This window comes from Acinetobacter sp. PW68 (assembly GCF_020982655.1).
Lineage (GTDB): Bacteria > Pseudomonadota > Gammaproteobacteria > Pseudomonadales > Moraxellaceae > Acinetobacter > Acinetobacter towneri_A.
In genome coordinates, this window is the sequence record NZ_JAHZSX010000001.1 from 588,980 (window position 1) to 600,617 (window position 11,638).

An 11,638-nucleotide genomic window follows, 5' to 3' on the forward strand; every position below is an offset into this window, starting at 1 on the left:
TTAGGCTCATTATGAAAGGGGATTGATGTCACTTGCAATCATTGTCTTGTGCTTTATTGCATTTAATCTAAATTTTTACGTTCAAACTCTGCACTTTGTAATGTTTTGCCACCTCGGGTGCAGTAACATATACAGTCAATAAAGCGGTTGGCATCGCGTGGCAGTTTGGCTTCTCCGTTAAAATAACGCTGTACTTGGGCAAAGACATTGTCTTTAAATGTGCGGCCATCTCCACCTTCACCTGTTAGGTTATCTAAAGACACACGGAATTTACGCCCAAACGCTTGAGCAAATAGCCATTCTATGGCTTGTGGCCTAATTTCGACTTGTTCAAACAAGGTCTGTTGCTCTTGAGTACGACCATCGGGGGCATACCAATAGCCTAAGTCTGGTAATAAGCGCCTTTGTTCACCTGCAATGCACCAATGGCTAATTTCATGCAGTGCACTATTAAAGAAGCCATGCGCAAATTGAATTCGTGCAGGTTGGCCTGTTGTTGCAGGAAAGTACTCAGGTTCAAAGTCACCTTTGACCAAGTTCACATTTAGGTGGGAAAACCAGTGATTAAAGTGTAAGATGAGCCAGTCCACCTGTTCCGCTTCTGTATTCAGTTTGGCCCAGTCCGAGAGTTGCACTTGGGGGGGCGAAGTGTCAGAATTGGTGGTTGGAAGTGTGCTCACAAGTGATGAAAAATTCACTTCTGTTTGCGGCTGCAACAGATGCATGACTGTGTTATCCAAAATTGGTCTGTCTAAATAAGTACAAAATTGTATCTTAATCTTTGACAGAGTACTGATGAATTTGTAGAATTGCCGCCTTAATTATGTCAGCAAATACCTTTCCGGCACAGATTGAGCCGTTTAAATGGGCTGAACAGGGCTTTACATGGTCAGGTAACCTGCCATCGTATCGCTTTGCTCGTATCGCCCGTGAAGCTGTTGGATCAATTGATGATCAATTGGTTAACATAGACTGTAAGCTATCAATGGATGCGTATCATCGCATTGTATGGCTAGATGGTCATATTGAAACGAAAGTTCCAATGGAATGCCAGCGCTGCTTGGGTTCTGTAGAAATAGACCTCGTTTTAGATTTTCATCTAGCTCTTGTGGATGATGAGTCACTGATAGAGCGCTTGGATGAGGATGCTGATTTCATTGTATTAGGTGAAAGTGAAGCCACCACCAAAGGCGATTATGATTCGCCTGCGACGGCTAATTTACTGTCACTTATAGAAGATGAATTGTTATTGTTGTTGCCCTTATCTCCTAAGCATGACGCTTGCGAGCATAAGCATCAACCTGCCATTCAGAACATTGCCGAAGAAAAACGTGATAATCCGTTTGATGTTTTGGCAAGTTTGAAAGGTAAACTTAACTGAAAATTATGTTATAATTTCCAGTTAAGACAACTCAATTTGTTCTGATCCATTTTTTCGATCTTTGTAAGGAGCCATCATGGCCGTTCAGCAAAACCGTAAAAGTCGCTCTCGCCGTGACATGCGCCGTTCACATGACGCTTTAACCGAGAATGCATTAACTGTAGACCAAGCTACTGGTGAAACTCATCGTCGTCACCACGTAACTAAAGATGGTTTCTACCGTGGTCGTCAATTATTCGCTAAAGCAGCAGATGCTGAATAATTGGTGATGTATTAAGCGTCAAGCTTAGTAGAAAAAATGGGAGCGTAAGCTCCCTTTTTTTGTGCCCGATTTTTGTTGTATTTGGCAATTACTAAAAGCAAAATTAAGTGTTAAATTTTCGCTCCATAACTGAGCTTACATGAGAAGGTGTGGATTGTAGCTGTAAAAAACTACAATTTGTACATCTTAATTAAAGGATTTTTTATGTCTGCTAAACGACTCGAGCAAGCAGCTCAAGCCACCAAAACTGCATTTGTCTTCCCTGGTCAAGGCTCCCAAAAAGCCGGTATGTTGGCTGAGCTTGCAGAACAGTTTAGCGGTGTGCGCGAAACATTTGCTGAAGCCTCTGAGGCGATTGGCTTTGATTTATGGCACATTGCACAAAGTGGTGAAGGTTTAGATCAAACAGAATTTACTCAGCCTGTATTACTGACTGCAAGTATTGCTTTATGGCGCTTGTGGTTAGAGTTGGGTGGTGTTGCACCAAAATACTTGGCAGGACACTCATTGGGCGAATATAGTGCATTAGTTGCTGCAGGCAGTTTGAGCTTGGGCGATGCCGTTAAACTGGTCAACTTGCGCGGCAAATTAATGCAAAACGCTGTGCCACAAGGTCAGGGTGCAATGGCGGCTATTTTGGGTCTAGAAGATCCCAAAGTGCTTGAGCTATGCGAGCAAGTGAATGTGCAAGGTCGTGGCTCAGTAGAAGCAGCCAACTACAATGCGCAAGGGCAATTGGTCATTGCAGGTGATAAAACTTTAGTCGAAGCTGTAATGGCATTGGCCAAAGAAAATGGTGGTAAAGCCATTGCGCTGCCAGTATCTGTACCTTCGCACTGTTCATTGATGAAACCTGCGGCAGAACAGTTTGCACAAGCTTTGGAACAAACTGCCATTGAGCTACCGCGTATTCCTGTAATACAAAATGTCAACGCTGGAATCGCGGCAGATGTTGCGCAATTAGGTCAGGCACTCACTGCGCAATTGTATCAATCGGTGCAGTGGACACAAACTATGCAATACCTACAAGATCAAGGTATTGAATATATCGTGGAATGTGGGCCAGGCAACGTATTGGCGAATCTTGCGAAGCGTTTACCGAATATCGAAAAAGCATTCCCACTCGACACACAAAGTCGTATGGAAGATGCGCTAAATGCCATTTTGGTGGCAGAAGGGAAAATTGCATGACACAAGAACGTAAAGTTGCATTAGTCACAGGTGCAAGCCGAGGGATTGGGGCCGCCATCGCTCAGCAACTTATTCAAGACGGTTTTTTTGTGGTAGGTACTGCCACTTCTGAAGTGGGCGCAGAAAAATTATCGGCAAGTTTTGTAGAAAACGGTGCAGGTAAAGTATTGGATGTCCGTGATGGTGCAGCCATTGATGCATTGGTTTCTGAAATTGAACAAAGCTATGGTTCAGTTTTGGTATTGGTCAACAATGCGGGCATTACCAAAGATAATTTGTTACTGCGTATGTCAGAAGATGATTGGGATGACATTCTCAACATTCACTTAAAGGCAGTTTACCGTTTATCTAAACGTGTCTTGAAGGGCATGACCAAAGCACGTTTTGGACGCATTATTAATATTAGTTCTGTGGTAGCACATTTTGCGAACCCAGGACAAGCGAACTATTCTGCGGCAAAAGCCGGTATTGAAGCATTCAGCCGTAGCCTTGCCAAAGAAATGGGCAGTCGTCAAATTACAGTAAACTCGGTTGCTCCGGGCTTTATTGCAACTGAAATGACAGATCAGCTAAGTGAAGAAATTCGCAAAAAAATGAGTGAGCAAGTGGCATTAAACCGTTTAGGTGATCCACAAGATATCGCAAATGCAGTGAGTTTCTTGGCTTCAGACAAAGCTGGTTACATCACTGGTACAGTGTTACACGTAAATGGTGGTTTATACATGAGCTAAGCTCAACTATAAACTTTCAAAATTTTATAGATTCAATTAAACTAACGGCATTAAAAACGCCACAAGCAATGAGGAGAATTCCTGTGAGCGATATCGAACAACGCATTAAACAAGCGGTTGCAGAACAACTTGGTCTTAAAGCTGAAGAAATCAAAAACGAAGCATCTTTTATGGATGACTTAGGTGCTGACTCTTTAGACTTAGTAGAGCTTGTAATGTCTTTCGAAAACGATTTTGACATCACAATCCCAGACGAAGATTCTAACGAAATCACAACAGTTCAATCAGCAATCGACTACGTAACTAAAAAACTTGGTTAATTGTTGATTTCAGCACTGCTGAAATGAAAGCCACCGCAAGGTGGCTTTTTTATGCGCTGTCATTTTTGCAAATTTGCACGCGAACATGAAAAAACGCATCTTTTTATATGTGTGATGTGATTTACGCTTTGTTACCAAGCTCGTGTCTAATCACAACCGAAGCGGCTTATTTTTTGGTTATAAATGAATGAGAACCGCAACGTGCTTATGTAAATGAGCGACGATTTATAACAGCAGAAAAATAGGAGCACCTCATGGGTCTTTTTGATTTTGTAAAAGGGATTGGTAAGAAAAATACAGCAGCTGCAGAACCACAAGCTGCACCAAGTACACCAGTAGAACCTTCAGCACAAGAAATTGCAAATAAGCTTTTGGGGCATGTGAAAAGTTTAGGTTTACCTGTGACAGGTTTATCTGTGAGTTATAACTCAACCACGGACTTAGCGACAGTGCGTGGACAGGTCAACAGTCAGGCAGATCGTGAAAAAATTATTCTTGCTGTGGGTAATATTGACCACGTTGCACAAGTGGATGATCAACTCACCGTTGCAACTCCAGAACCAGAAAGTAAGTTCTATACAGTAAAATCAGGCGATACCTTATCTAAAATTTCTAAAGAGTTTTATGGGGATGCCAACCAATACAACAAAATCTTTGAAGCTAACCGTCCATTACTGAAAAATGCCGATGACATTTTCCCTGGTCAAGTGTTGCGTATTCCTGCATAAATGTGAGCAGCCTGAATAAAAAAGGCGCGTGATGCGCCTTTCTTTATTTTGTTTTTTATCGTTTTTGGGGTGTTAGATTATTGTCCTATTCTCATAATGAATAAAAGAAGTAAAAAAACGGCATTGTTGTATAAATATTTTGTAAGATAACGATTTTAAAGGTTTGTGGAAATTTTTAAAAATAAATAAATTAAATAAAGCATAGTGTTATGTGTTTGTGCCACAAAGAATTAAATACTCGATCGTATCTTTAAAAAACCGCCATGAATGGCGGTTTTCTCAATGATAACTCATGTGTCGCGCAATGACATTTTATGTGTCGCAAATGACAACTGTGGATTCAATCATAAAGTGAAATTTTTTAACTTCTATCTTTGTTTAATAATTAGCGACTTAGAGCAGAAAGCATAATTTTAAAATATATTTATTTAAGTAAAATCTAAAGAATAAATTGAAATAAAATACAATTTATAAACCATAAAATGAAATTTTTATAAATTCAATAAATGAAACACTACATTGATTGATCATGATCAAAAAAAATCTTATTAAATCAATTAATTAATAATTAATAAGGGGTTTTGGGGTGAGTTGATGTTGAGTTAGAAACGTTATACTGGGTGGGGTGATTTAATCAAAAATGCTACATAGCAATTAGATATGTTTTGCTATTTGAGTTACTACAGATAAGATTAACGTGCATGTTTAGGAGGCCTAATTTAAATACAAATAAACTGTCTCTGATAAACCTAGCCCAGTTCAAAATTCTGTTTCAATAATATTGCTAGATACGGAAGAACTTATTATGCTGATCTAGGCACAATATAGTATTTTGGTTTATATAATCATTTCCAAGAAATTTAATTTTGTCTTTAAGTACAGCGACTACATATTGCCCATTAATTTCATTTGCTAGACTAAATAAAGTTTCTATTTGGTTGGCATGAATATCCTCAATACTATCGTGTAGAACAAATTGAGGGAACAAAAGGCCAACTTCATTTATAAATGAAATATATGCTAAATCAAATGCAGCAACTTGCCCCTTTTTCTTACCACCACCAACGTTTCCGCTGATATTGGCTATTTTAAATTTGTAATACTCATCGCTATCTTTCTTTTCATATGAAAATATATATTCCTCTTCATAAGCTGTCATTAAAAAGTAAACATGTATTCTTTTCCGAATTGGTTTGATACTCTCTCCACCCATTGCTCTATTTTATCAGCTGTCATGACTTGAAAATCTCGCCAATAATATTTCATCTGCTTCCATACCATCTCGATTCGATTTAACTCAGGGCTATAAGCTGGAATAAAATACAAATTCGTCGAAAAGTTACTTTTAAGTAGCTCTCTGTAATCAGCCATCTTTTTACTTCTATGAATCGAGGCATTATCAACAATAAGAACCAATGGAAGGTTATAAGTCTGTTTTACTTGTTGAGCTATTCCAGTTAAATAGGCATAAAACCAAGTGCTTGTAACTGACTCTTGTAAACAACTTGTCACCAGTTTCCCCGTTGAAAGCAAACACCCCATGACATTAACTCGTTTTAATCTTATTGCATCAACCGCATGAACATCACCTATCTTTGTCCACGCATAGCGGTTATCAGGTGTAGATGAAAACCCTGTTTCATCAACATAACCTAATATAATTTCACCACGTGCCGCTTGCTCTCGTAATTTTTCAATCTGCTGTGTTGCTTGTTCAAATGCAATCGGATCTCTTTTTTCAAGCTATGACGGGTACGCTTGAAGACCATACCTGAATCTCGTAAAAACTTACGAATGGTTTCAACAGACACGGACACTTCGTATTCTTCATGTAGTTTGACTCGGATTTGTTCTGCATTGAGTGGACTTGTATTGACCCAATCTAGGATTTTCGCCTGATAGTCTGAGATCAATGTATTGGGTAGACCTGAGCGATGACCTTCTTTAATCGATTCAAACTCATACAATTCCCAACGTCGGCGTTGTAGCCTTATGGTTTCTGGGATGCGTTCTTGTAGAGTGGCAACTTCCGCAACACTTTTACCTTCAGAAAGCCAGAGAATAGTTTGGGCACGTTGTCTTTCACGCCAATGTTTTGCATGCTTGGTAGAAAAATGAGTCGTTCTCGCTGTTCTAAACTAAGTGGTACAGAAACAATTCGAGGCATGTGTGAACATCTGTTAACTAAAAAAACTTTTTCGCATGATTAGTTATTTTTGTCAACTTAGAGCTTTTTAGAATACTTAGAAAAAAAGTATTGAATACAGTAACTTTCTCATTAAAGTCAGCAATGTATCTTTCAATTTTTCCGTTGATTTCTTCTAAATTTGTAGAAATTTTTTGTAATTGCTCAGTCGTTTCATTAATTTTTTGTAGAGAAGCTTCTAATCCACCTTTTTGTTCAAGAAGTCTGTTCAATTCCAGGCGCATAACCTCTAAATCATTCAATGTTCCACTGTTACTGAGGGCTTGCAATAAACTACTTTCTTCAAATAATGCTTTATCTAGATCTTTTTGGAGTTCATTTCTATCTTGTTTCAATTTTGAAAGATATTTTTCGATGAAATTTACTTTATTTTCAACCATTTTTGAGTGAAAATTTAGTACATCATCAAATTTCTTCTGCAAATTTGGTAAATAGATAGCTGCATCATCATAGAAATTTTGAACATAATCAGAATCAATTTCATTAGATGATTCAGTGAGTTCTTCGATCGTTTGTTGGTTGAGATCTATACGTAGATCTACTTCTGATATACTCGTTGAGAGTTTAGATATTTTAGATTTGATTTGTCTAATATTTTCAAGCTCATGATGATAAGCATCACTTAGGCGAAATTCATTGATCTTTATTTCTTCGGATACAATATTTCCATTAACAACATTCAGCATTTGCTCAATTACATTTTTTGAATGAGGTTTTTCATAAACAGATAATCTTTTTTCATAGTCTTTTTGTTCCCTAGATAAGCTGCTTTTGTTAGAAAAAAGAGTAGGTTCTGGAAATCCAAATAAAAACAAAAAAATCGGTTCATATTCACGAGGAGAGGTAGATTTGTGCAAATACATAATTGTATTTGACATTTTTGAGGCATCACTACGTATAAATTTGGGAACTAATTGTCTTAATGATGGTTTTGACGCTTTGTTTTTAAAAATTAACTCGGCGAATTCAAACATGAGGTGCGACAGTTTGAAAAGTCTTATGATAATCAACAAGCTGAGCAAATTTCTCTAATGGTGTAAGCCAATCTAACGCTTTTCTAGGACGAGTATTCAGTGACATGGCAACTTGATTTAAATAATGCTGATCTGCCTGATTTAAATCAATCCCTTTAGGTAAATATTGCCTAATTAAACCATTCATATTTTCGCATGTGCCTTTTTGCCAGGGTGAATGTGGGTCACAGAAATATACATCTATGCCTAAATCTTCTTCAAGTATTTTATGTTCTGCCATCTCGCGTCCACGGTCATAGGTCAACGTTTTACGCAGTTCTGCAGGTAAATATTTCAGAGCTTCAGTTAAAGCCTTGCGCACTGATTCTGCCTTTGCATCAGGTAATGTTGCCAAGATACAGAGCCGTGTATTTCGTTCAATAAGTGTTGCTATCGAACTTTTATTGTCTTTACCTTTAATTAAATCAGCTTCCCAATGACCCGGTATTTTTCTTTCTTGAACTTCGGCTGGGCGCTCATGAATAGTTTTAATATCCTGTAATATAGAATCTTTTTTAGGTTCACCGTTAGCTTTTCGCTTTTTATTTTCATGACGTAGACAGGATAATAAGTCTTTTTTCAACTCACCCTTGGGTAATGCTCGTATCGTTGAATAAATCGTTGTATGGCTTACATTCATTGTTTGATCCAAATCAGGAAATGTCTTTAAACGCTTTGCTATTTGCTGAGGAGACCATAAACAACGGATCGCTTCAACAATAAATTTCCAGAGGATTGAATCGATTTTGAGTTTTCTGTGACCACGTCTACGTCTAGCAAAAGTGTTATCAGAAGCATATCGAGCTTGATAAACGTCATTGATGCTATTTCTTTTAAGCTCACGATAGATCGTACTAGGATGTCTTTTAATAAGTTCAGCAAATTTTCTGGCTGAAAAGCCTTCTTTTCTTGACTCAAGCATTAATGCAGTACGATCTTCAAAGTTAAGATGATGGTATGACAATTTTATATACTCCATAAACCCTTTAAATTAATTAGGTGGTTTATGTCGCACTTCAAGTTTTACTCTGCCAGGTTTCTTCAAAACTGATTATTAGGGAGGTAAGTTTTATTTCTCTATCTATATAAAAGGAGACTAATTAATAGGCTCCTTTTATATTATCTGTCGATAACATCCATTTGTAGAAAATAGCATTAAATGGATCACTTTACGTTAATGTAATAATTTCGAAATATGTGTCAAAAATCTCATAGCAACTATCATTTACTGCTTATATGTCACATGAGGTGAGTGAAATATTTTGGTGGCATAAAATTAAAACCATAAGATGAAATAATTTTTAACTATGGCTTTCTTAGAAGTTTTTTACGAAAATTACTTATATTTGTTGGGATTATTTCATTAATATTTTGAAGTGAAAGATAATGCCATAATAATTTATGACATTATCTTTTTGTTTTTTCTGGATTTCAGCTTATAGTTTAATTTATTTCAGCTTATGCTTTATAAATTTCAACTTATGCTTTAATTTAGACGTGACGCGCGGTATTACCAGCTCAATGCACCGCCAGTCTGGTAATCGGTCACACGCGTTTCAAAGAAGTTCTTCTCTTTACGCAAGTCCATCATCTCAGACATCCATTGGAACGGGTTGTTTACGCCAACAAACTGTTCAGGTAAACCGAGCTGACTTAAACGACGGTTACAGATGAATTTCAAATATTCTTCCATCATACCTGCGTTCATACCCAATACGCCACGTGGCATAGTGTCACGCGCATATTCAATTTCAAGCATCGTGCCTTCAAGAATCATTTGAATCACTTCTTGCTGGAATTCTGCAGTCCACAAGTGCGGGTTCTCAATCTTGATTTGGTTAATCATATCGATACCAAAGTTCAAGTGCATAGATTCATCGCGTAAAATGTATTGGAATTGCTCTGCAACACCGTTCATTTTGTTACGACGACCCATCGACAAGATTTGGCTGAAACCGCAGTAGAAGAAAATACCTTCAAGTACACAATAGAATGCGATTAAGTTGCGTAGCAAAATTTGGTCGTTTTCAGGTGTACCTGTTTTGAAAGTAGGATCGCTTAAAGATTGCGTGTACTTCAAGCCCCATGCTGCTTTACGCGCAACCGATGGTACTTCGCGGTACATATTGAAGACTTCGCCTTCATCCATACCTAAAGATTCGATACAGTACTGGTAAGCGTGAGTGTGAATCGCTTCTTCAAAGGCTTGACGTAAAATGTACTGGCGGCATTCAGGGTTGGTAATGTGGCGATAAATTGCCAATACCAAGTTATTAGCAACCAATGAGTCTGCAGTAGAGAAGAAACCAAGTGAACGCATAACAATGGTGCGTTCATCTTCAGTTAAGCCATTTTCAGACTTCCACAATGCGATGTCGTGGTTCATGTTGACTTCTTGCGGCATCCAGTGGTTTGCACAACCATCTAGATATTTTTGCCATGCCCATTCGTATTTGAACGGTACAAGCTGGTTTAAGTCTGCACGACAGTTGATCATGGCTTTATCATCAACCTGTACGCGTGACGCACCCATTTCCAACTCTTCAAGACCTGGAGCAACATCCAGTTGTTCTAGAGCGTTAGATGCTCTTGCCAACGGATCGGTTGAATCTGTTGCTCCACTTCTAGGGGCTGTAGCGGGTTGTGCAGCTGCCACAGTCTTCTGTGGTTGCTCTGCATGAGATACCATCTGCGTATCATGCGCTTTTTGCGGCTCGACGGGCGCAGACTTGTGTTCAGGAGCAGCCGGTTTTTGCGAATCATCTTCGAAATCGTCCCAACTTAGGATAGACATAATTTATCTCACTCTAATCTTAATTTATTTATGTGACAGTTTTAAACACTAAAACATAGATCAGGCACAGCAATACCATCACTCCAACCGTTAATCCCAACATGTTTTTTAAACGTTTAAGATTGACTGGAGAGGGAAGTGAGTTTGGGGTTAATAATTTGCCTGTTTCATCATAAACAGCCACAGCCCTTGCGCCACTCGCTAACCCTAATTCCTGCAATGCCCGTATTTCCACCTGTGTTAAGCCTGCTTCTGTTCGTTCCATAGCCTGAATAAACATAATGGGTGCTGAATCTAAAAAGCTAAATTTGCCTTGTTTTATCAGCTTGGTCAGTGTGTCTTCAGCTATGCTGTAGTTACCCAATAAAGAACGAGGATGTGAAAAGGAAGCGGACTCAGCCATTTGCCCTGTAACAGAGGAAACACCAAGTACCATACGATTTATATAAATCTGGATGAGAACTGCATTTGAGTTAGCATATTTTTCTAAATCAAGTTGAAGTGTCATCTTATCTTCCTAAGCAATCACTTTATTGATCTTGCTTACGCTGCTGTTTCCGAATGGCTAAAAATGCATAAACCATCGGTACATAAAAGAAAATAAAGGAAAAAACTAGAACCGCTAGTCCTAACTGATAGTTATGAGTCATTTGGAACATAGCTTTTCCTTTATTTAGCTAAATAGTATTTATCAAAACATAAAACTATTTGAGTAAGCTGATACCAATATATTGCTAATGATCTGATAAATGCTTGGCAAGACAATGAACCAAACAAACTGTTTAACAAACCATAAAGCAGTTTTATAAAGTTTTTGCTTAGTTTTTTCATCTGGAAAAACTGATTTTCCAATATGAATTAAATATTTATACAGCATTTCTAAGAGTCTTTGAATTTGAATCACAGACAAAGAAAGTGTTTCAAATTTTTCCATGCGACTTTTATGTTTTGCTTTTTCCTTTTTGGTAAGCTTAAGCTCTTTACCAAAGATATCTTTCTTCTTCATAAATCC

Annotated in this window: 15 protein-coding genes and 1 pseudogene; 6 read left to right on the plus strand and 10 right to left on the minus strand. The window is 38.0% G+C overall.

Annotation, left to right across the window (positions count from 1 at the left end; all coding sequences use genetic code 11):
- Positions 1-62: 62 nt before the first annotated feature.
- The gene (locus tag K1T76_RS02720; RefSeq protein WP_230244026.1) at positions 63-725 is read right to left on the minus strand and encodes an elongation factor P hydroxylase; all 663 of its coding nucleotides are present in this window, start codon (positions 723-725) and stop codon (positions 63-65) included.
- Positions 726-823: 98 nt separating this feature from the next.
- On the opposite strand from K1T76_RS02720, the gene K1T76_RS02725 reads away from it, so the two are divergent.
- From K1T76_RS02725 to lysM, 6 genes are all read left to right on the plus strand, one after another.
- Positions 824-1,381 carry a YceD family protein gene (locus K1T76_RS02725; protein ID WP_019837738.1) on the plus strand — a complete coding sequence of 186 codons (558 nt, stop codon included), beginning with the start codon at positions 824-826 and terminating at the stop codon, positions 1,379-1,381.
- Between the two features lie 76 nt (positions 1,382-1,457).
- Positions 1,458-1,643 carry a 50S ribosomal protein L32 gene (gene rpmF, locus K1T76_RS02730; RefSeq protein WP_000290730.1) on the plus strand — a complete coding sequence of 62 codons (186 nt, stop codon included), beginning with the start codon at positions 1,458-1,460 and terminating at the stop codon, positions 1,641-1,643.
- A 204-nt stretch (positions 1,644-1,847) separates the two neighbouring features.
- A complete protein-coding gene (gene fabD, locus K1T76_RS02735) occupies positions 1,848-2,834 on the plus strand; it encodes an ACP S-malonyltransferase (protein WP_230244027.1) in 987 nt (328 codons plus the stop codon).
- Positions 2,831-3,565, plus strand: coding sequence for a 3-oxoacyl-ACP reductase FabG (fabG, locus tag K1T76_RS02740; RefSeq protein WP_230244028.1), 735 nt, complete (start codon positions 2,831-2,833; stop codon positions 3,563-3,565). Before fabD ends, fabG begins: the two co-directional genes overlap by 4 nt.
- Before the next feature lie 83 nt (positions 3,566-3,648).
- Positions 3,649-3,885, plus strand: a complete 237-nt coding sequence (gene acpP / locus K1T76_RS02745; RefSeq protein WP_179993624.1) for an acyl carrier protein — start codon at positions 3,649-3,651, stop codon at positions 3,883-3,885.
- Between the two features lie 254 nt (positions 3,886-4,139).
- The gene (lysM, locus tag K1T76_RS02750) at positions 4,140-4,613 is read left to right on the plus strand and encodes a peptidoglycan-binding protein LysM (protein ID WP_070152986.1); all 474 of its coding nucleotides are present in this window, start codon (positions 4,140-4,142) and stop codon (positions 4,611-4,613) included.
- Between the two features lie 784 nt (positions 4,614-5,397).
- On the opposite strand, the gene K1T76_RS02755 is transcribed toward lysM, so the two are convergent.
- From K1T76_RS02755 to K1T76_RS02795, 9 genes and pseudogenes are all read right to left on the minus strand, one after another.
- A complete protein-coding gene (locus tag K1T76_RS02755; RefSeq protein WP_230244029.1) occupies positions 5,398-5,772 on the minus strand; it encodes a DUF2326 domain-containing protein in 375 nt (124 codons plus the stop codon).
- A complete protein-coding gene (locus K1T76_RS02760) occupies positions 5,772-6,338 on the minus strand; it encodes an IS630 family transposase (protein WP_121533679.1) in 567 nt (188 codons plus the stop codon). Before K1T76_RS02760 ends, K1T76_RS02755 begins: the two co-directional genes overlap by 1 nt.
- Positions 6,266-6,780, minus strand: a pseudogene (locus K1T76_RS02765) (helix-turn-helix domain-containing protein). The gene K1T76_RS02760 and the pseudogene K1T76_RS02765 overlap by 73 nt, the downstream one beginning before the upstream one ends.
- Before the next feature lie 17 nt (positions 6,781-6,797).
- Entirely contained in the window at positions 6,798-7,697 is a 900-nt protein-coding gene (locus K1T76_RS02770; RefSeq protein ID WP_230244030.1) for a hypothetical protein, read from the minus strand.
- A gap of 88 nt (positions 7,698-7,785) precedes the next feature.
- Positions 7,786-8,811, minus strand: coding sequence for an IS30-like element ISAba125 family transposase (locus K1T76_RS02775; RefSeq protein WP_010326927.1), 1,026 nt, complete (start codon positions 8,809-8,811; stop codon positions 7,786-7,788).
- A gap of 531 nt (positions 8,812-9,342) precedes the next feature.
- On the minus strand, positions 9,343-10,626 hold the full coding sequence (locus tag K1T76_RS02780; protein ID WP_230244031.1) for a ribonucleotide-diphosphate reductase subunit beta: 1,284 nt from the start codon (positions 10,624-10,626) through the stop codon (positions 9,343-9,345).
- Between the two features lie 28 nt (positions 10,627-10,654).
- Positions 10,655-11,134, minus strand: coding sequence for a hypothetical protein (locus K1T76_RS02785; RefSeq protein ID WP_208011916.1), 480 nt, complete (start codon positions 11,132-11,134; stop codon positions 10,655-10,657).
- Between the two features lie 22 nt (positions 11,135-11,156).
- A complete protein-coding gene (locus K1T76_RS02790) occupies positions 11,157-11,285 on the minus strand; it encodes a preprotein translocase subunit YajC (RefSeq protein WP_180169398.1) in 129 nt (42 codons plus the stop codon).
- Between the two features lie 32 nt (positions 11,286-11,317).
- Positions 11,318-11,632, minus strand: a complete 315-nt coding sequence (locus tag K1T76_RS02795) for a hypothetical protein (protein ID WP_208011915.1) — start codon at positions 11,630-11,632, stop codon at positions 11,318-11,320.
- Positions 11,633-11,638: the final 6 nt, after the last annotated feature.